Annotated in this window: 22 protein-coding genes; 14 read left to right on the top strand and 8 right to left on the bottom strand. The window is 66.5% G+C overall.

What is annotated here, in order from left to right:
• The first annotated feature begins 54 nt into the window (after positions 1 to 54).
• The 4 genes from AADZ90_RS08010 to AADZ90_RS07995 all read left to right on the top strand — a co-directional run bounded on the left by AADZ90_RS08010 (position 55) and on the right by AADZ90_RS07995 (position 5,643).
• Positions 55 to 1,101, top strand: coding sequence for an ABC transporter permease (locus AADZ90_RS08010; protein ID WP_367312052.1), 1,047 nt, complete (start codon positions 55 to 57; stop codon positions 1,099 to 1,101).
• A gap of 10 nt (positions 1,102 to 1,111) precedes the next feature.
• Positions 1,112 to 2,566, top strand: a complete 1,455-nt coding sequence (locus tag AADZ90_RS08005; RefSeq protein ID WP_367312051.1) for an ABC transporter permease — start codon at positions 1,112 to 1,114, stop codon at positions 2,564 to 2,566.
• A 91-nt stretch (positions 2,567 to 2,657) separates the two neighbouring features.
• On the top strand, positions 2,658 to 4,733 hold the full coding sequence (locus AADZ90_RS08000; RefSeq protein ID WP_411996975.1) for a dipeptide ABC transporter ATP-binding protein: 2,076 nt from the start codon (positions 2,658 to 2,660) through the stop codon (positions 4,731 to 4,733).
• Positions 4,734 to 4,797: 64 nt separating this feature from the next.
• On the top strand, positions 4,798 to 5,643 hold the full coding sequence (locus AADZ90_RS07995; protein WP_367312717.1) for a DUF1206 domain-containing protein: 846 nt from the start codon (positions 4,798 to 4,800) through the stop codon (positions 5,641 to 5,643).
• Here AADZ90_RS07995 and AADZ90_RS07990 read toward each other — a convergent pair.
• The gene (locus tag AADZ90_RS07990) at positions 5,640 to 6,209 is read right to left on the bottom strand and encodes a lytic transglycosylase domain-containing protein (protein WP_367312718.1); all 570 of its coding nucleotides are present in this window, start codon (positions 6,207 to 6,209) and stop codon (positions 5,640 to 5,642) included. The two genes, AADZ90_RS07995 and AADZ90_RS07990, sit on opposite strands and share 4 nt — an antisense overlap.
• 181 nt (positions 6,210 to 6,390) lie before the next feature.
• On the opposite strand from AADZ90_RS07990, the gene ssb reads away from it, so the two are divergent.
• Positions 6,391 to 6,879 carry a single-stranded DNA-binding protein gene (ssb, locus tag AADZ90_RS07985; protein ID WP_367312719.1) on the top strand — a complete coding sequence of 163 codons (489 nt, stop codon included), beginning with the start codon at positions 6,391 to 6,393 and terminating at the stop codon, positions 6,877 to 6,879.
• Here ssb and aroB read toward each other — a convergent pair.
• Entirely contained in the window at positions 6,876 to 8,003 is a 1,128-nt protein-coding gene (gene aroB, locus AADZ90_RS07980; protein WP_367312720.1) for a 3-dehydroquinate synthase, read from the bottom strand. The genes ssb and aroB overlap by 4 nt on opposite strands.
• On the bottom strand, positions 8,000 to 8,545 hold the full coding sequence (locus AADZ90_RS07975) for a shikimate kinase (protein WP_367312721.1): 546 nt from the start codon (positions 8,543 to 8,545) through the stop codon (positions 8,000 to 8,002). The genes aroB and AADZ90_RS07975 overlap by 4 nt, the downstream gene beginning before the upstream one ends.
• 120 nt (positions 8,546 to 8,665) lie before the next feature.
• On the opposite strand from AADZ90_RS07975, the gene AADZ90_RS07970 reads away from it, so the two are divergent.
• From AADZ90_RS07970 to ggt, 5 genes are all read left to right on the top strand, one after another.
• Positions 8,666 to 8,818 carry a hypothetical protein gene (locus AADZ90_RS07970; RefSeq protein WP_367312722.1) on the top strand — a complete coding sequence of 51 codons (153 nt, stop codon included), beginning with the start codon at positions 8,666 to 8,668 and terminating at the stop codon, positions 8,816 to 8,818.
• A 7-nt stretch (positions 8,819 to 8,825) separates the two neighbouring features.
• A complete protein-coding gene (locus AADZ90_RS07965; protein WP_367312723.1) occupies positions 8,826 to 10,361 on the top strand; it encodes a hypothetical protein in 1,536 nt (511 codons plus the stop codon).
• Complete coding sequence (locus AADZ90_RS07960) at positions 10,358 to 11,344, top strand: site-specific tyrosine recombinase XerD (protein ID WP_367312724.1); 987 nt, start codon at positions 10,358 to 10,360, stop codon at positions 11,342 to 11,344. Before AADZ90_RS07965 ends, AADZ90_RS07960 begins: the two co-directional genes overlap by 4 nt.
• Before the next feature lie 9 nt (positions 11,345 to 11,353).
• The gene (locus tag AADZ90_RS07955) at positions 11,354 to 12,655 is read left to right on the top strand and encodes an HlyC/CorC family transporter (RefSeq protein WP_367312725.1); all 1,302 of its coding nucleotides are present in this window, start codon (positions 11,354 to 11,356) and stop codon (positions 12,653 to 12,655) included.
• An 86-nt stretch (positions 12,656 to 12,741) separates the two neighbouring features.
• Positions 12,742 to 14,535, top strand: coding sequence for a gamma-glutamyltransferase (gene ggt / locus AADZ90_RS07950; protein WP_367312726.1), 1,794 nt, complete (start codon positions 12,742 to 12,744; stop codon positions 14,533 to 14,535).
• A gap of 67 nt (positions 14,536 to 14,602) precedes the next feature.
• Here the strand turns inward: ggt and AADZ90_RS07945 are convergent, their stop codons facing one another.
• Positions 14,603 to 16,153, bottom strand: coding sequence for a helicase HerA-like domain-containing protein (locus AADZ90_RS07945; protein WP_367312727.1), 1,551 nt, complete (start codon positions 16,151 to 16,153; stop codon positions 14,603 to 14,605).
• Between the two features lie 413 nt (positions 16,154 to 16,566).
• Here AADZ90_RS07945 and AADZ90_RS07940 point away from each other — a divergent pair, with 413 nt between their 5' ends.
• Entirely contained in the window at positions 16,567 to 17,277 is a 711-nt protein-coding gene (locus tag AADZ90_RS07940) for an invasion associated locus B family protein (protein WP_367312728.1), read from the top strand.
• 29 nt (positions 17,278 to 17,306) lie between these two features.
• Here AADZ90_RS07940 and AADZ90_RS07935 read toward each other — a convergent pair whose 3' ends face one another.
• The 4 genes from AADZ90_RS07935 to AADZ90_RS07920 are packed head-to-tail and all read right to left on the bottom strand — an operon-like array spanning position 17,307 to position 21,557.
• Entirely contained in the window at positions 17,307 to 18,518 is a 1,212-nt protein-coding gene (locus AADZ90_RS07935; protein ID WP_367312729.1) for a beta-ketoacyl-[acyl-carrier-protein] synthase family protein, read from the bottom strand.
• Positions 18,519 to 18,520: 2 nt separating this feature from the next.
• Positions 18,521 to 18,790 (bottom strand): acyl carrier protein, encoded by a 270-nt coding sequence (locus AADZ90_RS07930; protein ID WP_367312730.1) that lies wholly within the window; start codon positions 18,788 to 18,790, stop codon positions 18,521 to 18,523.
• A gap of 39 nt (positions 18,791 to 18,829) precedes the next feature.
• Entirely contained in the window at positions 18,830 to 19,933 is a 1,104-nt protein-coding gene (locus tag AADZ90_RS07925; protein WP_367312731.1) for a UDP-3-O-(3-hydroxymyristoyl)glucosamine N-acyltransferase, read from the bottom strand.
• Positions 19,934 to 19,958: 25 nt separating this feature from the next.
• A complete protein-coding gene (locus tag AADZ90_RS07920; RefSeq protein ID WP_367312732.1) occupies positions 19,959 to 21,557 on the bottom strand; it encodes a L,D-transpeptidase family protein in 1,599 nt (532 codons plus the stop codon).
• 338 nt (positions 21,558 to 21,895) lie between these two features.
• Between AADZ90_RS07920 and mepK the strand changes: the two genes are divergently transcribed.
• The 3 genes from mepK (at position 21,896) to AADZ90_RS07905 (ending at position 24,392) form a co-directional block, all read left to right on the top strand.
• The gene (mepK, locus tag AADZ90_RS07915) at positions 21,896 to 22,465 is read left to right on the top strand and encodes a peptidoglycan L,D-endopeptidase MepK (RefSeq protein WP_367312733.1); all 570 of its coding nucleotides are present in this window, start codon (positions 21,896 to 21,898) and stop codon (positions 22,463 to 22,465) included.
• A gap of 173 nt (positions 22,466 to 22,638) precedes the next feature.
• A complete protein-coding gene (locus tag AADZ90_RS07910) occupies positions 22,639 to 23,328 on the top strand; it encodes a GntR family transcriptional regulator (protein WP_367312734.1) in 690 nt (229 codons plus the stop codon).
• A gap of 47 nt (positions 23,329 to 23,375) precedes the next feature.
• Positions 23,376 to 24,392 carry an ABC transporter substrate-binding protein gene (locus tag AADZ90_RS07905; protein ID WP_367312735.1) on the top strand — a complete coding sequence of 339 codons (1,017 nt, stop codon included), beginning with the start codon at positions 23,376 to 23,378 and terminating at the stop codon, positions 24,390 to 24,392.
• Positions 24,393 to 24,432 lie beyond the last annotated feature (40 nt).

Below are 24,432 nucleotides of genomic sequence, written 5' to 3'. Positions count from 1 at the left end.
TCTCCCACCAATCAAACAAACGGCGCGCAAGGCGTCTGACAGACAGGGGAAAAGATGGCTTTATTCATCCTGCGACGGCTCGGGATCATGATCCTGACCGCGCTCTGCCTGACCTTCATCGTCTTCGCGCTGACGAACCTCTACCCCAATCTCGAAAAGCTCGCCAAAACCCAGGCCAACAACCGCATGAGCGATGCGGAGGTTACGACCTGGCTCGACAATCGCGGCTACCTCGACCCGCTCCCGGTCAAGTACGGCCAATGGCTGGGCGTCCTGCCCGGCTATGTGATCGAAGGCTCCGACGGTCAGATCCGCGGCCGCTGCATCGACCCGGGCCAGGCGCCCGAGGACGCCGACCGCTTCTGCGGCGTCCTGCAGGGCGACTGGGGCTATTCCACCGTCTTCCGCGACAACGTCGCCGAAATCGTCGGCACCCGGCTTGGCCTCACCGGCTGGCTGATGCTGGCGGTGATGTGCGTGATGGTCCCCGGCGCGCTGCTCCTTGGCGTGCTGGCCGGCATGCGCGAGGGCAGCCGCACCGACCGCTCGCTCTCGACCGTGTCGATCATCTCGACGGCGACGCCGGAATACGTCTCGGGCGTCATCTTCATCGCCGTCTTCGCGTCGTCGGCCGTCGGCCTCAAATGGTTCAAGGGCACGGCGACCAGCGCGATGGACGACATCACCTGGGCCAACTTCACCCTGCCGGTCCTGACCATCGCGCTTTACGGCATGGGCTACATCGCCCGCATGACCCGCGCCTCGATGACCGAGGTGATGACGGCCCAATACATCCGCACCGCCCGGCTCAAGGGCGTGTCCTTCCCCAACATCGTCGTCAAACACGCGCTAAGGAACGCGCTGATCGCGCCCTTCACGGTGATCATGCTGCAATTCCCGTGGCTCCTGAACGGCGTCGTGATCGTCGAGACGCTCTTCAACTACAAGGGCTTCGGCTGGACGCTCGTCCAGGCCGCCTCGAACAACGATATCGAACTACTGCTCGGCGTCTCGATCGTCTCGGTGATCGTCGTCCTGCTGACCCAGCTGATCTCGGATATCGGCTACGTCTACCTCAACCCGCGCATCCGGATTTCGTAGGAGGATCATGATGGAACCGCTTACCTGGACCGGAGAGCTCGGGAATTTCCTGGATCCCGCCCTTGCCTTCTTCGCCGCGGCATTCCTCGCCACGGCCCTTCTGCAGATCGTTCTCGGCTTCGTCACCGCCGAAGGCGAAACGGTGGCCAATCCCGACGGCACGCTCACCGTCCGCCGCGGCCCCCGCGAATGGGCGGGCGAGGCGATGAAGTGGAGCTTTCTCGGCCTGATCCTCGTCGTCCTCGCCTATATCGTCGGCGGGATCGTCACGCCCTACGGCACCGGCGGGATCATCGGCGCCATGGCGGCCCGCTTCCTGCCGGTCTGGATCGCGCTTGTCGCGACCTTCGCCCTGTCGATCACCTTCAAGCGCAGGCTCGGCCTTTACGGCAAACTCTTCGACAGCCCGATCGGCATGGTGGGCTTCGGTCTGGTCATGTTCTGGGTCTTCGCCGGCATCTTCGGCGGCCCGCTCGACATGATCCTGACCCACGACCCGCTCGGCATCGCCTCGGGCATGAAGAACGAAGTACCGGGCATGCCCCTTCCCGACGCGACCGAAATGGCGCCGGGCGCCCATTACCTGCTCGGCGGGGACAACCTGTCGCGCGACGTGTTCTCCCGCATGGTCGAAGGCTCCTGGATCGTCATCCAGATCGCCCCGCTGGCCACGGTCTTCGCCTTCATGGTCGGCATCACGCTGGGCCTGCCGGCGGGCTATTTCGGCGGCAAGCTCGACACGCTCCTGACCTTCGTCGCCAACCTGATCCTGGCCTTCCCCGTCATCCTGCTCTTCTATCTGCTGGTCACGCCCGAGATCGTGCAGACCGGCATTCCCAGCTACATGGCCGCCGTCCTCTTCATCTTCGTGCCCATGTTTTGCGCGGTCCTGATCAACTCCCGCTACCGGACCCGGCCGCAGGCCAATCTCATCATCCTCGCCTGTGTCCTTGTGCCTCTCATCTGGCTCTACCTCTCGGTGATCAGCCAGCGCGGCACGCCGCTCAATTTCATGCCGGGCGGTCTCGACCTCTTCGATGTGCCGGGCGGTATCCTCACCGTCTTCGTCTCGGTCGTCTTCGTGAACTCGCCCACCGTCTTCCGGATCGTCCGCGGCCTCGCCCTCGACATCCAGACCCGCGATTACGTCGCCGCCGCCCAGACCCGGGGGGAGCGGTCGTGGTACATCATGCTGTGGGAGATCCTGCCGAATGTCCGCGGGCCCCTCATCGTCGATTTCTGCCTGCGCATCGGCTACACGACGATCCTGCTCGGCACCCTGGGCTTCTTCGGCCTCGGCCTGCCGCCCGAAAGCCCCGACTGGGGGTCGACCATCAACGAAGGCCGCAAGCTCCTGTCGATCTACCCCCACCCGGCCCTGCCACCCGCCATCGCGCTGCTGACCCTCGTCCTCGGGCTGAACCTTCTGGCGGACGGCCTGCGGGAGGAAAGCCTTAAAGATTAACGACCGGAACGTTCGTTCCCCTCCGACGTAATGCCGACCGGATGCCGCCCGAATGCCGCAGGGCCAAATCGGCCCAGATGAGTGAGTGTTAATGACCGACCCAAACGCCGAACCGATCCTTGAAATCGACCAGCTGTCGATCTCGTTCTTCACCCGCCTGCGCGAAATCCCCGCCGTCATGGACTTCTCCGTTCGCGTCCTCCCGGGCGAGGCGATGGGCCTCGTCGGCGAATCCGGATGCGGAAAAAGCACGGTGGCGCTTGGGGTTATGCAGGATCTCGGCGTCAACGGCCGCGTCGTCGGCGGCACGATCAAGTACAAGGGCCGCGACCTCAGCACCCTCTCGCAAGAGGAACTGCGCCATATCCGCGGCTCCGAAATCGCGATGATCTATCAGGAACCGATGGCCTCCCTGAACCCGGCCATGAAGATCGGCAAACAGCTGATGGAAGTCCCCATGATCCATGAGGGCGCCTCGGAAAAAGAGGCGTATAACAGGGCCTTAGAGGTCGTAACCGATGTAAAGCTGCCCGACCCCAAGCGCATCCTCGACGCCTATCCCCACCAGCTGTCGGGCGGCCAGCAACAGCGCATCGTCATCGCCATGGCGCTGATGTCCAAACCCTCCCTCCTGATCCTTGATGAGCCCACCACCGCGCTCGACGTCACGGTCGAGGCGGCGGTGGTCGAGCTGGTGAAGGAACTCGGCCGCAAATACGGCACCTCGATGCTTTTCATCAGTCATAACCTGGGGTTAGTCCTCGAAACCTGCGACCGGATCTGCGTGATGTATTCCGGCGAAGCGGTCGAAACGGGCTCCATCGAAGACGTCTTCGACAAGATGCGCCACCCCTATACGCAGGCCCTCTTCCGCTCCATCCCGCTGCCCGGCGCCGACAAGAACGCCAAGCCCCTCGTCGCCATCCCCGGCAACTTCCCCCACGAACGCCCCCCCGGCTGCAATTTCGGCCCCCGCTGCGACTATTTCGACGCCGGCCGCTGCGATGCCAAGACGATCCCGATGGACCGGGTCGCGGGGGATGAACGCCACCGCACAAGGTGTTTGAGGCACGAGGAAATCGACTGGTCGATGATCCCCCTCGGCAGCGACGGCAAAGCGGGTGCGGAACCGGGCGACGTCATCCTCAGGATCGACGATCTGAAAAAGTACTATCAGGTCTCCGCCAATGCTCTCACCGGCGGCGGCAACACAAAGGTCGTCAAGGCCAACGAGTCCCTCACCTTCGAGGCTCGCGAAAGCGAAACCCTTGCCATCGTTGGAGAATCCGGCTGCGGCAAGTCCACCTTCGCCAAGGTCCTGATGGGGCTCGAGACGGCCACCGAAGGCTCCGTCATCATCGACAACCGCGAAATCGGCAGCACGGCGATCGCCGACCGTGACACGGGCACCATCGCCGACATCCAGATGGTCTTCCAGAACCCGTTCGACACGCTGAACCCCTCCATGACCGTCGGCCGCCAGATCATGCGCGCGCTTGAAATCTTCGGCGTCGGAGGCAGCGAGGGCGAGCGGCGCGACCGCATGCTCCAGCTTCTCGACCTCGTCAAACTCCCCCGCGAATTCGCCGGCCGGATGCCCCGCCAGCTCTCCGGCGGGCAGAAACAGCGCGTCGGCATCGCCCGCGCCTTCGCCGGTGATGCCCGGATCGTGGTGGCCGACGAACCCGTCTCGGCCCTCGATGTCTCGGTTCAGGCCGCCGTCACCGACCTGCTGATGGAGATCCAGCGGGAGCACAAGACGACGCTTCTCTTCATCTCCCACGACCTGTCGATCGTCCGCTACCTCGCCGATCGCGTCATGGTCATGTATCTGGGCCACGTGGTCGAACTCGGCACGACCGAACAGGTCTTCTCCCCGCCCTATCACCCCTATACCGAGGCGCTTCTGTCGGCCGTCCCCATCGCCGACACCCGGGTCCAGAAAAAGCACATCGTGCTTGAGGGCGACATTCCCTCGGCCATGAACCCGCCCCCCGGCTGCCCCTTCCAGACCCGCTGCCGCTGGAAGAGCCAAGTCCCCGGAAACAAATGCGAAACCGAGGTGCCGCCGATCAAGACCATGGCGGACGGTCTGCAGATCAAGTGCCATCTGACCGACGATCAGATGGCCGAGATGGAGCCGGTGATCAAAATCGCCGCCGAATAGCGGCGGAACGATCTGGCCGACAAAGGCATTCCCCCCTCAGGTTGTCAGTGAGGGGAGAATGCATATGCAGGATCGCGATTTCGGATGGGCCATCCCGATGATGCAGGCGGGCTATGCCGGGCGCGGCCTGGTCTACCTCGCCGTCGCCGGGATCTCGCTCTACACCATCTGGCAGGGCGGAGAGGCGCAGGGCACCAGCGCGGCCCTCGCACAGCTCGAACAATCGGCCTGGGGCACCGCGGCGCTTATCGCCATCGGGATCGGCCTTCTGGCCTACATGCTCTGGCGCGTGGTCTGCGGCCTCTACGATCTGGAAGATGAAGGCACCGGCGCCAAGGCTGCCATCGCCCGCACCGGGCAGATCGTCACCGGCCTGATCCACGGCGCCCTCGGCTTCGCCGTCTTCGCCATCATGCTGAGTGCCGCCTCAAGCGGCGGCGGCTCCAAGATCGCGGAATTCACCGGTCAGGTCATGTCGCTCCCCGCGGGCATCTGGATCGTCGGCATCGCGGGCGCCATCACGGTCGGCGCCGGGCTCTACTACCTCAAGAAGGCCTACAAGGAAGAATACCGGGAAAAGCTCGAGGCGAACCATTTCACCCGCAACTGGAACCTCGCGCTGAAGGCGGGCGTCGCGGCCCAGGGCGTGACCGTGACGATCATCGGGGTCTTCCTCGTCGTCGCCGCCCTGCAGGCCGATCCGTCGCAGGCCGGCGGGCTCGACCGGGCGTTCTCCTGGCTTTCCGGACAGATCTACGGCCAGATCCTCGTGACGATCCTCTGCGTCGGCCTCGCAGGCTTCTCGCTCTTCTGCTTCGTCAACGCCGCCTACCGGATCGTCCCGAAGGCCGCGGGCGACGACATCCAAAGTCTCGCGAGCAAGGCCAAGGCCCACGCTCAGTCAGCTTAACTGCCGAGGATGATGCGCACGTAATTCTGCGTCTCGCGGTAAGGCGGCACTCCATTGTGCCGCTGTACCGCCGCGGGCCCGGCATTATAGGCAGCCAGCGCCAGCCGCCACGACCCGAAGGTCCGGTATTGCTCGGCCAGATAGCGCGCCCCGCCATCAAGGTTCTGCGCCGGATCGTTCGGATCGACCCGCAGATAGCGCGCCGTAGCGGGCATCAGCTGCGCCAGCCCCATCGCGCCCTTGTGCGACCGCGCCCGCGGATTCCAGTTGCTTTCCTGCTGGACCAGCCGCGCGAACAGATCCTCCGGGATCCCGTGCCGCCGTGCCGCAGCCCGCGCCATGTCGAGGTATTGGCCGCGATACCGCCCCGAATAGGCAACGTTGCTTTGCCCACCATAGGGGATGTCCACCCGCGGCGGCTGCAAACGCACCGAATTCGAATATTGCTGCGCCGCCCGCCCGTCCAATACTGATGTCTGGGATTTGAACAACGCCGTCCGCGACCGCGTAGACACCTGCTGCGCAATGGCATCGGTCGCAAAGATCGCCAAAACGGCTGCGACCATCACTGTCCTCAAATGCATTCCCGAAAAACTCCGCCCCGTCCCGAACTGCGCGGGACTATACCGCCTTTGGCGAGGGCGAAAACCCCCAAGCGCCCGCCTTAGGGGTCTGTTAACGATGTTCGCATCATGTAAGGTCGCGCTCCAAGGTGAGCAGATTCGAAGAATGAAGGGGGAGCCTCCGATGGCCGGATCCGTCAACAAAGTCATTATCATCGGCAATCTCGGCCGCGATCCGGAGGTGCGCACGTTCCAGAACGGCGGCAAGGTCGTCAATCTGCGGATCGCGACCTCGGAAACCTGGAAGGACCGCAACACCGGCGAACGGCGCGAGCGGACCGAGTGGCACTCCGTCGCCATCTTCTCCGAACCGCTGGCGCGCGTGGCCGAGCAGTACCTGAAGAAGGGCTCCAAGGTGTATATCGAGGGCCAGCTCGAGACGCGCAAATGGCAGGACCAGTCCGGCGCCGACCGCTACTCGACCGAGGTCGTGCTGCGCCCCTACAAGGGCGAGCTGACGATGCTCGACGGCCGCGGCGAAGGCGGCGGCGGCGGCGGGGATTACGGCGGCGGCCAGTCATCGTCTGGCGGCTATGGCGGTGGACAAAGCAGTGGCGGGTATGGCGACCAGGCCCCGGCAGGCAGCGACCTGGACGACGAGATCCCTTTCTAAGGCCGCGCGGCCAGCGCGTCCGACAGAAGATCACGTACCATCGCCGGCGGAACGTCGCCGGCGATCACCGCCTCGCCGATCCCGTCGGCGAGGATGAACCGCAGCTTGCCATCGACGACCTTCTTGTCCTGCGCCATCAGGTCGAGCAGCCCGTCCGCATCCGGCAAGTCCCCCGCGATATCGGCAAGCGAGGATTTCAGGCCAAGCGCCGCCAGATGCGCGGCCACCCGGCTCGGGTCCTCCTGCGGGCACCGCCCCAGCCGGGCCGACAGATCGAAGGCCAACGCACAGCCGATCGCGACCCCCTCCCCGTGCAGCAGCCGATCCGAATAGCCCGTCGCCGCCTCCAGCGCATGACAGAACGTATGCCCCAGATTGAGAAGCGCGCGCTCCCCCTCTTCCCGTTCGTCCCGGCGCACGATCCCCGCCTTCATCTCGCAGGACACCCGCACCGCATGGCGCAGCGCCGCCGGCTCCCGCGCCAGCACCGCCGCACCGTTCTGTTCCAGCCAGCCGAAGAACTCCGCATTGCCCAGCAGCCCGTATTTCACGACCTCCCCATAACCCGCCCGCATCTGCCGGTCGGGCAGCGTCGCAAGGCTCTGCGTATCGGCCAGCACCAGCGAGGGCTGATGGAACGCGCCGATCAGGTTCTTCCCATGGCGCGAATTGATCCCCGTCTTCCCGCCGACAGAGCTGTCGACCTGCGCCAGCAGGCTCGTCGGGATCTGCACGAAGCGCACGCCCCGCCGCAGGATCGCGGCGGCAAACCCCACCAGATCCCCGATCACCCCCCCGCCCAGGGCGATGACGACATCGCGCCGCTCCACCTTCCGGTCCAGCAGCCACTCCACCGTCCGCGTCAGTTCCGCCCAGCCCTTCGTCTGCTCGCCGGGCGGTAGCCTCAGCACATCGGCCTCGATCCCGCCTGCCGCCAGACCCGCCAGAAGCACCTCAAGCTGCGCCTCCGCCACCGCCTCGTCCGTCACCACCGCGACCCGGCGGCGCGCCAGAAGCGGGCCAATCGCCTCGCCAGCAGATCCCAGCAGACCCGGCCCGATCAGAATGTGATAGGCGCGGCCGTGCAGGTCCACATGGACGCGGTCGTGAACAGGAAGGCTCATGCCGCCTCCAATATGCCGGGATGCGCGCGGATGGCAGCCAAAACCCGGTCCGTCATGTCGCTGATCGAAAAATCAGGGTCCGCCTCCACGACCAGATCGGCCTGCGCATAATGCTCCTCCCGCGCGGCCAGAAGGCTCGCCAGCCTCCCGCGTGGATCGGCCACCCGCAGAAGCGGTCGCGTATCCTTGTGCCGCACCCGCTCCCACAGCAGATCCAGATCCGCCTTCAGCCACACCGAAAGTCCCTTCGCCGAAATCGCCCGCCGGTTCCGCTCTGCCAGGAACGCCCCGCCCCCGGTCGACAGGATCGCGGGCGGCCCGTCCAGCAGCCGCTCGATCACCTCCGCCTCCCGGGCCCGGAAAAACGCCTCCCCGTCCCGCTCGAAGATCTCCGGAACCGTGGCCTGCGCCGCCTCTTCCATCGCGGCATCCGTGTCCAGGAACGGCACGTCCAGACGGGCGGCCAAAGACCGGCCAATCGCCGTCTTGCCCGACCCCATCATGCCCACAAGGGCTACGGTCTTGAGCAGTGCCTGTCCCACGTTTCCCCGGTCGGCGCGCCACCGCCTAATGCAAAAATCCGATCTTCCATGGCGTGATCTTGCCGATAAGGCCATATATAAGGTGCGCAAAAGAAGATCGAGCAGTCGAAGGTCGCGAAAATGTGGCGTCTGATCAAGTTCTTACTGTACCTCCTGATCCTGGGGGCCGTTGTGTTCATTGGCTATGCCTATATCGGCCCGATCGTGACGCCCGAGGATTTCGTGGCACCCAGCGAAGAGGTCAGCGAGCCGGTCACGCTCGATCTGGAATAGGATTTCCATGCGTACACTCCTCGCTTTGACACTCGGATCAGCCGCGAGCGTCGCTTCCGCGCAACAGGAAGGGGCGCCGCTTTCCGCGATCGACTGGCTGAGCGAAAGCGTCGAAACCATGGGGCTTGCCCAGCCGCTCCCGCTCGAGCCGCCGCCGGCCTCGGCGATCGCCGTCTCCCCGATCGAGGTCACGCCGCTCGACGCGCCGTCGGCCGACAGCGTCGGCCTCCTGTCGTCCGCGCAGTCCGGCCTGCCCCGCTCGCTCTGGGCGGCCAGCGATCCCGCCACGCTCAGCCGTCTCGTCACGGCCCAGCCGGTTGAGGCGCTTCCGGCGATGCAGGGCCTGCTCCAGACGCTGCTGCTGGCCGAGGCCGACCCGCCGCTTGGCTCCGGCCCCAACGCCCGCTTCTTCCTCGCGCGCGTCGACAAGCTGCTCGATATCGGCGCGCTCGAACCGGCCCAGGCGCTCCTCGACGGCGTGCCAGAGCCCGACCCGCGCACCTTCCGCCGCCTCTTCGATGTGGCCCTGCTGAACGGAACCGAAGACAGCGCCTGCCGCATCCTCCTCGAAACGCCCGATCTGGCCCCCACGATCGAAGCGCGCGTCTTCTGCCTCGCCCGCAGCGGCGACTGGCCCGCCGCCGCGCTGACGCTCAACAGCGGGCGCGCCATCGGCGATCTGACCGCGGAAGAGGACGACCTGCTCGCCCGCTTCCTCGACCCCGACCTGGCCGAAATCAGTGACCCCCTGCCCCGCCCCGCGCGTCCCACGCCGCTCACCTTCCGTCTCTACGAGGCGATCGGCGAGGCGCTCGACACCACCGACCTGCCCCGCGCCTTCGTCGCGGCAGACCTGCGCGCCACGAACGGCTGGCGCCCCCAGCTTGCCGCGGCAGAGCGTCTGATCCAGGCCGGCGCGATTGCCCCCAACCGCTTCTTCGGCACCTATCAAAGCCGCCGCCCCGCCGCCTCGGGCGGCGTCTGGGACCGGGTCGCCGCGTTCCAGGCGTTCGAAAAGGCGCTCAAGGAGGAAGACGCAGACGCGATCGCGCAAACTCTCCCACCCGCCTGGGAGGCGATGGGCGAAATCGGCGCTTCCTTCGCCTTCGCCCGGCAATATGGCGCGCCGCTTTCCGAGGTCGGCCTGACCGGCCCGGCCGCCGACATCGCAGGCGAGATCGCTCTTCTCGGCACAGATTACGAACTTGCCGTCCGTCCGGGCGGTGCTGCGGCAGCCGCCGATCCGTTCCTGCAGGCCATCGCCCGTGGTCGATTGTCGGACGTCAACACCCCAACCGACCCGCTGGCCCGTGCAATCGCGGATGCCTTCAGCGGCAGCGCGGCCCCCGCAGAGCTCACCCAGCTCGCTGATGCCGGCAAGCTGGGCGAGGCGCTCCTCCACACGATCAGCCTGATGGAGGACGGCCGCACCGGTGATCCACAGAAGGTCACCGATGGGCTTGCCACGCTCCTCTATGTCGGGCTGGAAGACATTGCCCGCCAATCCGCGCTCCAGCTCCTCATCCTGCGGCAGCCGGTGTGACCTCCACCCGGCACAGCGCGGACAGCTGGATATCGGTCTTCCTCGACGCTCAAGCGGCCGAGCTTGGGGCCTCCCGAAACACGCTCCTCGCCTACGGCCGGGACCTGCGCGATTTCGCAGCCTGGCTCGACCGGCGGAAAGACGACCTTCAAACGGCCACCACCCAGACGATCACCGACTATCTGATCGACTGCGAGGCCTCCGGCCTCTCCAAAGCCACCCGCGCGCGTCGCCTCTCCTCCATCCGGCAGCTCTACCGTTTCGCGGTCGAGGAAGGTCTGCGCGACGACAATCCCGCCGTCGACATCTCCGGCCCCGGCCAGTCGAAACGCCTGCCGAAGACGCTGACCGAAGACGACGTCGACCGCCTGCTCGCCGCCGCCCGCACCACCGGCCGGACGGAAACGGACCGCCTCCGAAACACCTGTCTCCTCGAACTGCTTTACGCAACCGGCATGCGCGTCACCGAACTTGTCTCGCTGACCATGGCGGCGGCCAAGGGCGACCCGAAGATGCTCCTCATCCGCGGCAAGGGCGACAAGGATCGCATGGTCCCCCTCTCACCGCCCGCCCGCGCAGCGCTCGCGGCCTGGCTCACCCACCGTGAGCGTGAAGAGGACAAGACCCGCCAGGACCGCCGCCCGCCCGCACCCCACCTCTTCCCCTCCGGCCGCGGCAAAGGCCACCTGACCCGCCAGCGCCTCCACGGCATCCTGAAAGACCTCGCCGTCACCGCCGGCATCCCGCCCGCCAAGGTCAGCCCCCATGTCGTTCGCCACGCCTTCGCGACCCACCTGCTGGGCCGCGGCGCCGACCTCAGAACGATCCAGACCTTCCTCGGCCATTCCGACGTCTCGACGACCGAGATCTACACCCACGTCCTCGACGCCCGCCTGCGCGACCTCGTCCTCGACCACCACCCGCTCAGCAAGCCCTTGATAGAGGCGGGCAATCGCGCAGATAAGCAGGCAAACGAAACGTAAGAGAGACCCATGGACGCCCCCGTCGCCGACGCCGCCTTCTGGATCACAGCTGGCGCTATATTCTTCCTGCTGATCCTGTCGGGCTTCTTCTCCGGCTCCGAAACCGCGCTGACCGCCGCCTCCCGCGGCAAGCTGCGCGCCCAGGCCGACCGCGGCTCGCGCGGGGCATCGCGCGCCCTGCGCGTGACCGAGGACAGCGAACGCCTGATCGGCTCGGTCCTGCTCGGCAACAACCTGGTCAACATCCTCGCCACCTCGCTCGCCACCGCCCTCTTCACCCGCGCCTTCGGCGAATCCGGGGTGGCGCTCGCGACCCTCGTCATGACGCTCCTCGTCCTGATCTTTGCCGAGGTGCTGCCCAAGACCTACGCGATCACCAACGCCGAAAAGGCCGCCTCCGCCGTCGCGCGGCCCATCTCCATCGTCGTCACGGTCTTCTCCCCCGTCGTCTCCGCCGTCCGCTGGCTGGTGCGCGGGGTCCTGCGCATCTTCGGCGTCCGTATCGACCCCGACAGCCACATCCTCGCCATCCGGGAAGAAATCGAAGGCGCCCTCCAGCTCGGCCGCTCCGAAGGTGTGGTCGAGAAAGAGGATCGCGACCGCATCCTCGGCGCCCTCGACCTCTCTGAACGCACGGTCGAGGAGATCATGCTCCACCGCTCGGGGATCGAGATGATCGACAGCGAGGCCTCGCCGGACGAAATCCTGCGCCAGTGCCTCGAAAGCCCCTACACCCGCCTGCCACTCTTCAAGGGCGATCAGGAGAACATCGTCGGCATCGTCCACGCAAAGGAGCTTCTGCGCGCGATCTACCAGCACCGCGGAACGCCCGAAAGCGTCGCCACCGACCTCGCCGCGTTCGAGGTGATGGAGGTCGCGATGCCCCCTTACTTCATCCCCGAGACGACGACGCTCGACGACCAGATGCGCCAGTTCCTGCGGCGTCACAGCCACTTCGCCCTCGTCGTCGATGAATACGGCACACTCCAGGGCCTCATCACGCTCGAAGACATCCTCGAAGAGATCGTGGGAGAGATCACCGACGAATTCGACACCGGCGAGGGTCTGCCCATCGCCAAGGGCGACGACGGTGCCTTCCTCGTCGACGGCAGCATGACGATCCGCGACCTCAACCGCGCGAACGAATGGAACCTGCCTGATGAAGAGGCCAACACCGTCGCGGGCCTCGTCATCCACGAGGCGCAGATCATCCCGAGCGCCGGACAGGTGTTTTCCTTTCACGGCTTCCGGTTCGAAGTGGTCACGATGGAGCAGAACCGGATCGCGACCCTCAAGATCCGCAAGCTCTAGGGTCAGGACCCTCGTCGCGGGGTTGAACCCAGTCGCGATCCGGGCAACCCTCTGACCAAACGTCACTTACCGCCCGGAGGACCGCCATGCTGTGTCGCACCACCCTACTCGCCGCCGTCGCAGCCACGCCGCTCCTCGCGCAAGAGGCGGCCGACAGCGTCGCCCCCGAGGCCGCCGCGCCCCAGATCCCCGCAGCCTTCGCCGATCTGACCCCCGCGGCCCAGGCCGCGCTCGACGCGAAAGCCGCAGGCGAACCCGTCACCGCCGAAAACTGGATGGTCGCCGCCGCCAACCCGCTCGCGGTCGAGGCCGGCGCACGCGTCCTCCGCGAAGGCGGCACCGCCGCCGACGCCATGGTCGCCGTCCAGGCCGTCCTTGGCCTGGTCGAACCGCAAAGCTCCGGTCTCGGCGGCGGCGCCTTCCTCGTCTGGTACGACGCGGCCAGCGGCGAGGTCACCACCCTCGACGGCCGCGAAACCGCGCCCATGGCCGCGACACCCACCTACTTCCAGGACGAAAACGGCGAGCCCCTGCAATTCTTCGACGCGGTCGTGGGCGGCCGCTCCGTCGGCACGCCGGGCACGCCTGCCCTTCTCGAAGCCGCCCACCGCCGCTGGGGCCGCGCCAATTGGGAGGGGCTCTTCACCGAGGCCATCACGCTCGCCGAAGACGGCTTCACCGTCTCTCCCCGCCTCGCCACCCTCGTCTCGAACGACGAGGAACGGCTGCAACGCTTCCCCGACACGGCCGCCTATTTCTTCCCCGGCGGCACAGCCATCGCCGAGGGCGACACGCTCTTCAACGCGGACTACGCCGACACGCTGCGCGCCCTCGCCCGCGACGGATCGCGAGCGTTCTACGAAGGCGAAATCGCCGAGGATATCGTGCGTACCGTCCGCAACGCCGAAGGCAATCCCGGCCTCCTCGCCCTCACCGACCTCGAACGCTATCAGGTGATCGAACGCCCCGCCGTCTGCGCCGATTACCGCGAAACCCAGGTCTGCGGCATGGGCCCGCCGTCGTCGGGTGCGCTGACCGTCGGCCAGATCCTCGGGATGCTCGGCAACTTCAACCTCGCCGCGATGAACGCCCAGGATCCGACCGCCTGGCGCCTGATCGGCGACGCCTCCCGCCTCGCCTTCGCCGATCGCGGCCGCTACATGGCCGACAGCGATTACGTCCCCGTCCCGACTGAGGGGCTGGTCGACCCGACCTACCTCGCCGAACGCGCCAACCTCCTGCAGACCAACGCCGCGCTGGACGAGGTCGCCCCCGGCACGCCGGAATGGGATCACGCCTGGCTGCAACTGGCCGACGACGAAAGCCTGGAGCTCCCCTCGACCTCCCACATCTCGATCGTCGACGCAGACGGCAATGCGCTGTCCATGACGACGACCATCGAAAACGGCTTCGGCTCCCGCCTCTTCACCCGCGGCTTCCTGCTGAATAACGAGCTGACCGATTTCTCCTTCCGCACCCATGCCGACGGCATCCCGATCGCCAACCGGCTGGAACCCGGCAAGCGCCCCCGCTCGTCAATGTCGCCCACCATCGTGCTCGAAGGCGGCGAGCCGATCCTGGTCACCGGCTCCCCCGGCGGCAGCCGCATCATCGGCTACGTCGCGCAGTCGATCATCGCCTATCTCGACTGGGGCATGAACCCGCAAGAGGCCGTCTCGATGCCGCATCTCGTCAACCGCTTCGGCACGTTCGACCTGGAGGAAGGCACAGACGCGGTCACTCTCGAAGGCCCGCTCCAGCAGATGGGCTACGAAACCAGTATCCGCGCGCTGACCTCGGGCCTGCACGTCATCGCGATCGACAACGGCCTGATCGGCGGCGCCGATCCCCGCCGCGAGGGCATCGCGATCGGCGAATGACGAGGCTCCAAACCCCTGATATTTCGCGGATTTGGCGCCAGAGGTGCAAGAAGAACGGGTCCTGAGCCTATCGCCCTTTGAAGAGCCCCCCGAGGACGCCGCGCACGATGCGGCGTCCCGTCGTCCCCCGCAGCTCCTTGACCAGGGCCGAGGTCAGCGCCTCGCCCAGCCCGCCCGTGTCGGACGACCGGCGGCGCGAGGTCGACCGCCCCACCTGACGCCCGTCATACCGGCGCCCCGTCCGGAACTCCCGCTCGCCTTCCGGCAGGGCCGCCTCCTCCGCCTCAGTCTTCTCGGCATCGGCCGCCGCCTTTGCCGCCCGCGCGGCGAGGATCTCCGCCGCGCTCTCCCGGTCGACCGCCTCCGCGTAGCGCCGCAGTTCCGTCTGCCCGTCGATCACCGCCTTGCGCTCGGCCGCCGAAATCGGCCCCAACTGCGACGACGGCGGCCGGATCAACGTCCGCTCCACCATCCCCGGCACCCCCTTCCGGTCGAGCATCGACGTCACCGCCTCGCCCGTCCCGACCTCGCGGATCGCGTCGGCCGTATCGAAAGCCGGATTGGGCCGGTAGGTCTCCGCCGCCTTCTTCAGCTCGCGCTGGTCTTTTCCCGTAAAGGCGCGCAGCGCGTGCTGGATCCGGTTGCCCAACTGGCTCAGCACGTCATCCGGCACATCGCCCGGGTTCTGCGTGATGAAATAGACGCCCACCCCTTTCGACCGGATCAGCCGCGCCACCTGCTCCACCTTGTCAACCAGCGCATCGGGCGCATCGTCGAACAGTAGATGCGCCTCATCGAAGAAGAAGACGAGCTTGGGCTTCTCCGGGTTGCCTACCTCCGGCAGCGTCTCGAACAGCTCACTCAAGAGCCACAGCAGGAAGGTCGCGTAAAGCTGGGGCGAGCCCATCAGCTTGTCGGCGGCCAGGATGTTCACCCGCCCCTCGCCTTCCGCCGTCACCGCCATCAGGTCCGAGATCTCCAGCGCCGGTTCCCCGAACAGCTGCGCACCGCCCTGGTTCTCCAGCGTCAGCAGCGACCGCTGGATCGCCCCCACCGACGATGCGGCGACATTCCCGTAACGCAGGCTCAGATCCGCCGCGTTCTGCCCACACCAGACCAGCAGCGATTGCAGATCCTTCAGGTCCAGAAGCGGCAGCCCCTCTTCGTCCGCCACCCGGAAGGCAACGTTCAGAACGCCCTCCTGCACCTCGGTCAGATCCAGCAGACGCGACAGCAGAAGCGGCCCCATCTCGGCCACGGTCGTGCGAATCGGATGCCCCTGATCCCCGAATAGATCCCAGAACACGACCGGAAAGGCGCGATAGGCGAGATCCAGCCCGATCGTCTCTGCCCGGCTCATGAATGCGTCGTGAAGCTTGAAATCCTCCCGACCGGCAGCGGCAAGCCCGCTCAGATCGCCCTTCACGTCCGACAGGAAGACCGGGACGCCCGCCCGCGAAAACCCCTCCGCCAGGATCTGCAGCGTCACCGTCTTACCCGTTCCGGTCGCCCCGGCGATCAGCCCATGCCGGTTTGCATGGTCGAATCTCAGATATTGCGGGCCCGCATAGCCCTCTCCCCCGCCTCCGATGAACACACCGCTCGTCTCGTCAACCATGGCACCGCCCTCATTTTTCGAGTGGGAAAATACAATCTTAACCCGCCTCTGCCAGTCTCAATCGTGGAGGCACCGGGATCAGCGTCCGGTGCGTCTGGTTTCCTCCCTGTCAGACTGGCCGCGCCTCTAAGGCGCGGCTCTTTTGACCGCATCAACCATAGCACGAAAGTCGCATCTTGCCTGTTGACGGCGGGGGGGCCAATGCGTAGCGTCTGTCCGCAAGTCGGCCAAGTCCGGCAGGGAGACAAGCGAAAAAGGGTCCGCCACTCGGGCCCTTTTTCCTTTTGCTCTCAAGGGCATCGCCGATGGGCGATGCCCCGCGCGCTTCCTCAAGGATTGCCCCTGACACGGCCAAAGCGTCGTGATAGAGCCTGCGCCGAATGAGACACAGACCGGAAGGACAGAACGCACCCATGTGGACTGCACTCAGACCGACCTGCCTGGCGCTGCTTCTGGCAGTGCCGATGGCCGCAACGGCGCAAGAGACGCCGACAGAGACTGCCCCCGAAACGGAAGAGGCGGAACCGGCCCAGACCGAAGCCGACCCCGCCGCAGGCGGTGCAACGCCGCCCGCCGAAAACGAGACGCCCACGACGAACGATCCCACAACCGGCCTCGACATGGGCCGCGGCGCCGGGGAAGCGGCCGCACCAGGCGAACCGCAGGTCGGGCAGGAATACATCGCCGAAACAAGCGGCGACTGGTCCATCCGTTGCCTCAAGACGCCCGAGGATCAGCCCGATCCCTGCCAGCTCTACCAGCTTCTGCGCGGCAGCGACGACAACCCGGTGGCCGAAATCAGCATCGTCCGCCTGCCCGAAGGCAGCGCCGCCGCCGCGGGCGCGACGATCGTCACCCCGCTCGAGACGCTGCTGACCGAAGACCTGCGCATCTCCGTCGATGGCGGCGCCGACCGGGTCTATGAATTCAGCTTCTGCAACCAGGGCGGCTGCGTCAGCCGCGTGGGCTTCACGGGCGCGGAAATCGCGCAATTCCGCGCCGGCAACGCCGCCCGGATGCGGATCGTGCCGGCCGCCGCGCCGGACCAGAGCATCGATCTGACGATCTCGCTCACGGGCTTTACCGCCGGCTTCAACGCGCTCGCCGTTCCGGAAGGCAACTGACCCTCAGGCGCGCGGCAAAAGTCGCGCGCCTAAGCCGCCTTGAGCGCCAGCACGGCGTTCAGCCCCCCGAAGGCAAACGCATTCGACAGCGCCACCTTCACCTTCGCCTCCCGCGCGACATTCGGAACCACGTCCAAAGCACATTCCGGATCGGCCTCCTCATAGCCGATCGTGGGTGCGATCACGCCCTCGCGCAGCGCCATGATGCAGGCCAGAAGCTCCACCGCCCCCGTCCCGCCGATCAGATGCCCGTGCATCGACTTGGTGGATGAGATCATCAGCTCATCCGCATGGGGCCCGAATGCGTCGGCCACCGCCGCGCATTCCGTCTTGTCATTGGCCGCCGTCCCCGTCCCATGGGCATTGATATAACCCACCGCCGTCGCGGCGATCTTGCCATCCGCCAAGGCCCCGGCGATCGCCCGCGCCGCCCCTTGCTTCGAGGGCATCACGATATCGGACGCGTCCGAGGTCATGGCGAACCCCGCCACCTCGGCCAGAATGTCTGCACCCCGGGACTTCGCATGCTCGTAATCCTCGAAGATGAAGACGCCCGCGCCCTCGCCCTGCACCATGCCGTCGCGATTGGCCGAAAACGGCCGGCAGGCGGTCTTCGACATCACGCGCAACCCCTCCCAGGCCTTCACGCCGCCGAAGCACAGCATCGATTCCGACCCGCCGGTGACCATCACGTCGCAGGCGCCCGACCGGATCATCCAGAACGCCTGCCCCATGGCGTGATTTGACGAGGCGCAGGCGGTGGCGACGGTGAAGGAGGGCCCCTTGAGGTTCCACTCCATCGACACATGGCTCGCCGCCGCATTGTTCATCAGCTTCGGCACCACGAACGGATGCACCCGGTTCTTCCCGTCCTCATAGACGGTGCGGTAATTCTCGTCCCAGGTATTCACACCGCCGCCCGCGGTGCCCAGGATCACGCCCGACCGCGCGGCCAGCCGCCCGCCGACATCCTCGATCCCGGCCTGATCCATCGCCTCCTTCGCGGCGAGCAGGGTGAACTGCGTGAACCGGTCGTAAAGGGCGATCTGCTGGCGGTTGAAATGGGTATGCTCGTCATACCCTGTCACCTGCCCGCCGATCTTCACCGACAGCCGGTCCACATCGCGGATATCCAGCGCACTGATCCCGCAGCGCCCCTCGCGCATCGCCTCAAGCGTCGCAGGCACGTCGTGGCCAAGCGCGTTGATCGTGCCGGCCCCAGTGATAACGACACGGCGCATGGTCAGGCGGATATGCCTTTCTGCTCGCGCACCAGCCCCTCGACCGCGCCGATGATGGCGGCGACAGACGAGATGTCGAACTCGCTCTGCTGGGGGTCATTGGCGTTGAAGGGCACCGAGATATCGAACTCTTCCTCGATGGCGAAGATGCTTTCGACCAGGCCCAGGCTGTCGACGCCCAGATCCTCAAGCGTGCTGTCCATCTTCACGTCCGACGGTTCCAGCATGGCCTGTTCGGCGATGATCGCGATCACCCGGTCCCTGATATCCATCGGCCGTCTGCCCCCACATTTCGTCTTGCTGGAGTGGATTTAGTCACTCTCTTGCGTCTTTGAAACCGATTTCTTCAGCCGTGCAACCTCCGCGAAAAGCCGCGGCAGGCGGCGCAGCGCCTTATAGCTTTCGATGTTCGTCGTCATCTTCGTCGCCGGATAGCCCAGCATGATGCGCCGGGATGGGACGTTCGACATCACGACCGTCGCAACGCCGGTCACCACGTCCTCTCCGATCACCAGATTGTCGCCAACACCCGTCCGCCCGCCCAGCACCGTACGGTCCCCGATCACCGCCGATCCGGCGATCCCCGTCTGCCCGCAGAGCAGGCAATCCTCGCCCACGACGACATTGTGACCCACCTGCACGAGGTTATCGATCTTCGTCCCCCGCCCGATCCGCGTCGGCCGGATCGTCCCGGCATCGATGCAGGACCCTGCACCAACCTCGACGTCGTCCCCGATTTCCACCCCGCCAAGGGAGTGGATCCGATGCCAGCTCGCATCCTCCGGCGGCGTGATCTCGGCCTCGCCCAGGCTCTCCCGCGCCAGCTCCGCGGCCGACGGCTCCGCGGTCACGAACGAGAACCCGTCGCCCCCGATCGCCACGTTCATTTGCGACACGAAGCGGTCACCGATCACCACCCGGTGCCCGATCCGCGTCCCCGCATCCAGCAGCGCCCCCGCGCCGATCCGGACACCAGCGGCGATGGACACATGCGCCCCGATCCGCGCGCCCGCCCCGATCCGTGCCCCCGCGCCGACAAAGGCGAACGCCCCGATGACCGACCGCGCGCCGATCACCGCACCCTCCTCGATCACCGCGCTCGGATGCACCCGCGTCTTCTCCGGCAACTCCGGCGGGCGGTCCATCAGCTGCGTCAGCCCCGCCATTGCCAGCCGCCCCCGCGGCGCCTCGATGGCCGCCTCCAGACCCAGCGCCCGCCAATCCGCCCCGGGCCAGACGATCGCCGCCCGGGCCGCGCCCTTGGCCAGATCCTCGCCGTAGGCCGGCGCCAACGCCAAAGCCAGATCGCCCGGCCCCGCCGATCCCGGCTCCGCCAGGCCCTCCACTTCAAGCGAAACGGCGCCGAAGGCGTCCGCCTCCAGCGCCGCTGCGATTTCCTCGATCGTAAAGGCCATCTCGTCCCCGCTCTCGGGGCCGTGACTAGCCCCCGAGCGCGCGGATGACCACCCCTTCCCGGGCCAGCGCGTTCCAGATCTTCGCATCGCGCCCATAGACGTCACGGCGATAGTTCATCTGCCCCCGCGCATCGGTGAAGGCCGTCCGGTAGACGATATGCACCGGCACCGGCTGCGCCATATCCACCCGCGTCTCGCGGCCCGTCCGCAGCCGCTCCCGGAAGAACCCCTCCGGATCGGCCGTCTGCTTCGACAACAGCTCATAGGCGAAATCGAACGGATCCCGCAGCCGGATGCAGCCATGGCTGAACGCCCGCACCTCGCGTCCGAACAGGCTCTTGGCCGGCGTGTCATGCAGGTAGATGTTGTACCGGTTCGGGAACATGAACTTCACCAGACCCAGCGCATTCCCCTGGCTCGGCGGTTCCCGCATGGCGAAGGGGAAGGTCTGCTCGGTATAGGCGTTGAAATCGACCGCCGCCCGGTTCACCACCCGCCCCCGGTTGTCGGTGATCTGGATATGGTTCACCGCATAGGGGTTCCGCTTGAGCATCGGCAGGTATTCCTTGGTCACGATCGACCGCGGCACATACCAGCTCGGGTTGATGACCATGAACTCCATGACGTCCGAGAATTCCGGGCTGCGCCGGTCGCTCTGCGTCGCCCCGATGACCGACCGCGTCTTGAAGGTCTCGGCATCGTTGTCGATGATCGCAGCCGTGAAATCCGTCAGGTTCACCCAGACATGCCGCGTGCCCCGCGGACGGTTGATCCACCGCTCCCGCTCCATCGCGACGATGATGTTGCGCAGCCGCTCTTCCGGGGCGCGGTTGATCTCGCGGACCGTGCCCTGCCCGGCGACGCCGTCGGGGTTCAGGCCATAAGCCACCTGAAACCGCTGCACACCCGCGCGCACGCTGTCGTCATAGACGCTCGTCGCGCTGCGGTTCATGAACCCCTTGGCCACCAGCCGGTCACGCAGCGCAACCACCGCAGGCCCCGAGGCACCCGGCTTCAGCGTGCCCGGCACCGTCGGTCCCCAGCCGCCCTGGGCGATCAGCCGCTCCAGCCGCAGCTTCTCGCGCATCAGGCGGGTGTATTCCGGCGCCGCCGGCGCCAGCGAGCGGATGAACGCCCCCGGGTTCGACTGCACCAGGGCGGTCAGCGTGCCCACCCGGCTCCGATAGGGCACTTCCCGCACGATCCCGCTATCGACGCGCGACGGCACCAGAACGCCCGTCTGAATATCCCGTGCATATTGCAGGAACAGACGGCTCATCTCGACCTCGACCCGCCCGCGCGACACCGGATCGTTTGCCGCCCGCAGGGCCTGCGTCATCCGGGCCGCATCATAGCGCTGCGGGGGAAGACCGTGATCGCCCGCACTTTCCATCGCCTGCAGGAAGGCCTGGCGGCGGGCCCGATCATCATTATCGACCCAGATCCCCTCGAACTGGACCGAGCGATAGAATTGCGCCAGCGCATCGTCCCGCGCGGCGGCCTCGGCCACCGCCTGCTTGAACGGCGTGACCTGCGCGACCGCAGGCACTGCGGAAATCGCAAGCAAAGAAAGAGCAGCCAAAATAGGGCCGGGCCGGAAATGGCGGATTGAAACGGTCGGCATCGAGATATCACCTCGTTGTCTTGGCAATTGAAAAACAGCGCCTCCCATCAGGACGCGCCTCCGATCTCCAGTCTACTCACAACTGCGAGACGGGGTAGCAAGGAGTTGCGCCTGTGTCCTTAAGGACAGTCGCAAACGCGCCACACCGGCCTCCTGCACATCTATTATTGCAATTCTGCGCAAAATCCCGCTCATTTCCTATACGTTAACTCCTTTACGGCTACGAAGCACTTGGTCGGTGAATCCGGCTGTGCCATAGATTCCAGCACTGGGGACGACGATGGGCAGGTTAAAGGATCCGCGCAAAGCGGGCCAATAAGAACGACGGGACACAGGCAATGACCACTGAAGGACAGGTGCGCCTGACACGGCGCGGACTCTTGGCGGCATTCGGGGCAACCGCCATCACTGCAGCCCCAACGTATTCACAAGCCGCAGGGTTCCTTAGGGGCGCAGGCGATGTTCGCAGGATACGGATGTATTCGGGCCGAACGGGCGAACATATCAACATGATCTACTGGATCGAAGGCGACTACATCGCGGATGCCGTCCACGAAGTGAACCACTTCATGCGCGACTGGCGGACGAACACGACGATCCAGATCGACCTGCGCACGGTCGATATCATGGCCGCCGCCCACAACCTGATGGACGCAAGCGAACCGTACATGCTCCTCTCCGGCTACCGCTCTCCCCAGACCAACGCGATGTTGCGCAGCCGGTCTTCGGGCGTGGCGAAGAACTCGCTCCATATGAAAGGCCAGGCCGCCGACCTCCGCCTCGACAGCCGCTCGGTCGGCCAGATGGCGCGCGCCGCCGCGGCCTGCCGCGGGGGGGGTGTCGGCAAGTATTCCGGCTCGAACTTCGTCCATATGGATTGCGGCCCGGTGCGCACCTGGGGCCGCTAGGCGTCAGGCCCATCCGACGTCAGAAAGGCTTCCGTCGCCGCGCGACGGTCGAAACCCGCGCCCCAGCGAAGAGACCCGCAAGGGTCGATGAGCGGCCCGCCCGCAAAAACCCGCCTTGACTCGCCTCGCCAAACACACCCAAAAATGTCCAACGTTTTGGGTATGATGGAACAATGGCGCTGTTCAGCCGAACTCCCGACGAGGACGACACGATCGTCTCGCTTGTCGCAAGCGGGCTCCGGCGGGACATCTCCTTCGGCGTGCTGCCGCCCGACGCCAGGCTCAAGCTGACCGATCTGCGCAGCCGCTACGGCGGCTCCAACCACTCGATCCGCGAAGCGCTCCGCATCCTCTCCACCGAAGGCCTGGTCGAGGCAGAGGCCCAGCGCGGCTTCCGCGTCGCCTCCGCGACCGAGGCCGACCTCGCCGACATCCTGCGCCTGCGCGTCGAAATCGAAGGCACCGCGCTTGACTGGTCCCTCGCCCATGGTGACGTCACCTGGGAAGGCAGCGTCATCGCCGCCCACCACGCCCTCGGACGCGCTGAAGAGGCCGTCGCGGCCGCCCCCGACGATCTCACCGCGCTCGAATGGGACGAGGCGCTCCGCACCTTCCACGCAGCCCTCGCCGCCGCCAGCGGATCGCCCCGCATCATCGCGCTCCAAAAACAGTTCTACGACCAGTCCCGCCGCTTCACGCTGGCCGCCCTGCGCGAAGCGCGCCTCGACTTCGCCGCCCGCAAGGCCCGCCAGGCCGCGCTCCTGCAATCCGTCCTCGACCGCGACGCGCCCGCCGCGCGCGCAGCCCTCACCGACAACATCCTGGGCGATCTCGCGCCCCACCGGACGGGCCCCGTGCCCTAAGCCCGGGCCCTCAACCACGCATCCGACTAATCCAGGGAGGAACAAAGATGCGCATCACCAGACGCCAGGCCGTCACCCTCATGGGCGGCACCGCGGCCGCCGCCGCCACGGGCCTCGCCACACCGGCCATTGCCAGCACACCGCTCGTCGTGGGCGCCCTGCGCTTCACCAGCCACGCGGGCACCTTCGCCGCCTACGAACGCGGCTATTTCGACGCGGCAGGCCTCAACGTGGACCTCCGCTTCTTCGACGCCGCCCAGCCCATGGCCGTCGCCATCGCCTCGGGCGACGTCGACTACGCCGTCACCGCCATGACCGGCGGCCTGATCTCGCTCGCCAGCCGCGGCGCGGTCCGCGTCATCGGCGGCGCCTTGCAGGAGGAACCGGGCGTCACCGGCCAGAAATTCCTCGTCTCCGACGCCGCCTATCAGGACGGCGTCACCACCCCCGCCGCCCTCGACGGCCGCCGCTTCGCGATCAGCCAGGCGGGCTCCTCCTTCCATTACATGGGCGCCAAGATGGCCGCCGAGGAAGGGATCTCCCTCAGCTACACGCCGCTGCAAAGCGTCGGCAACATCATCTCGTCGCTGCGCTCCGGCCAGGTCGACGGCTGGGCCATCGTCCCCCATATCGCGCTCGCCCTCTCCGGCTCCGGCGCCGTGCACCTGATCGGCGACGTCTCGGACTACATCCCGAACTACCAGGTCACCACCGTCTTCACCTCGGCCGACAACGCCACGAACCAACGGCAGATGACCGAGGACTTCCTCGCCGCCTACAGCCGCGGCGCCGAAGACTTCAACGCCGCCATGGTCGACAGCACCCTCGGCGAGGACGGGCGGGACGAGATGGTGCGCCTCATCCACAACTTCGTCTACACGGATCGCGACTACGACAAGGCCGCCCCCTCGATCATCAACGGCGCCATGCGCCTTACGCCGGGCGCCGCGCTCAACACCGCCTCGCTTCAGGACCAGCTCGACTGGTTCAAGGCCGAGGATCTGGTCGACCAGGACATCGCCTTCGACACCGTCGTCGACACCTCCTACGTCGCCACCGTCTGACCCCAAGGGCGGCCCCCGGGCCGCCCCCACCCGAGAAGGA

The organism is Aestuariibius violaceus, assembly GCF_040779325.2.
GTDB lineage: Bacteria > Pseudomonadota > Alphaproteobacteria > Rhodobacterales > Rhodobacteraceae > Aestuariibius > Aestuariibius violaceus.
Note: the sequence above shows the minus strand (reverse complement) of the source record. Positions and strands in the feature narration are given on the sequence as shown.

Coding starts and splice junctions, on each gene's coding strand:
- AADZ90_RS08010 (WP_367312052.1), top strand. CDS start 55: ATGGCTTTATTCATCCTGCGACGGCTCGGGATCATGATCCTGACCGCG.
- AADZ90_RS08005 (WP_367312051.1), top strand. CDS start 1,112: ATGGAACCGCTTACCTGGACCGGAGAGCTCGGGAATTTCCTGGATCCC.
- AADZ90_RS08000 (WP_411996975.1), top strand. CDS start 2,658: ATGACCGACCCAAACGCCGAACCGATCCTTGAAATCGACCAGCTGTCG.
- AADZ90_RS07995 (WP_367312717.1), top strand. CDS start 4,798: ATGCAGGATCGCGATTTCGGATGGGCCATCCCGATGATGCAGGCGGGC.
- AADZ90_RS07990 (WP_367312718.1), bottom strand. CDS start 6,209: ATGGTCGCAGCCGTTTTGGCGATCTTTGCGACCGATGCCATTGCGCAG.
- ssb (WP_367312719.1), top strand. CDS start 6,391: ATGGCCGGATCCGTCAACAAAGTCATTATCATCGGCAATCTCGGCCGC.
- aroB (WP_367312720.1), bottom strand. CDS start 8,003: ATGAGCCTTCCTGTTCACGACCGCGTCCATGTGGACCTGCACGGCCGC.
- AADZ90_RS07970 (WP_367312722.1), top strand. CDS start 8,666: ATGTGGCGTCTGATCAAGTTCTTACTGTACCTCCTGATCCTGGGGGCC.
- AADZ90_RS07965 (WP_367312723.1), top strand. CDS start 8,826: ATGCGTACACTCCTCGCTTTGACACTCGGATCAGCCGCGAGCGTCGCT.
- AADZ90_RS07955 (WP_367312725.1), top strand. CDS start 11,354: ATGGACGCCCCCGTCGCCGACGCCGCCTTCTGGATCACAGCTGGCGCT.
- ggt (WP_367312726.1), top strand. CDS start 12,742: ATGCTGTGTCGCACCACCCTACTCGCCGCCGTCGCAGCCACGCCGCTC.
- AADZ90_RS07945 (WP_367312727.1), bottom strand. CDS start 16,153: ATGGTTGACGAGACGAGCGGTGTGTTCATCGGAGGCGGGGGAGAGGGC.
- AADZ90_RS07940 (WP_367312728.1), top strand. CDS start 16,567: ATGTGGACTGCACTCAGACCGACCTGCCTGGCGCTGCTTCTGGCAGTG.
- AADZ90_RS07935 (WP_367312729.1), bottom strand. CDS start 18,518: ATGCGCCGTGTCGTTATCACTGGGGCCGGCACGATCAACGCGCTTGGC.
- AADZ90_RS07930 (WP_367312730.1), bottom strand. CDS start 18,790: ATGGATATCAGGGACCGGGTGATCGCGATCATCGCCGAACAGGCCATG.
- AADZ90_RS07925 (WP_367312731.1), bottom strand. CDS start 19,933: ATGGCCTTTACGATCGAGGAAATCGCAGCGGCGCTGGAGGCGGACGCC.
- AADZ90_RS07920 (WP_367312732.1), bottom strand. CDS start 21,557: ATGCCGACCGTTTCAATCCGCCATTTCCGGCCCGGCCCTATTTTGGCT.
- mepK (WP_367312733.1), top strand. CDS start 21,896: ATGACCACTGAAGGACAGGTGCGCCTGACACGGCGCGGACTCTTGGCG.
- AADZ90_RS07910 (WP_367312734.1), top strand. CDS start 22,639: ATGGCGCTGTTCAGCCGAACTCCCGACGAGGACGACACGATCGTCTCG.
- AADZ90_RS07905 (WP_367312735.1), top strand. CDS start 23,376: ATGCGCATCACCAGACGCCAGGCCGTCACCCTCATGGGCGGCACCGCG.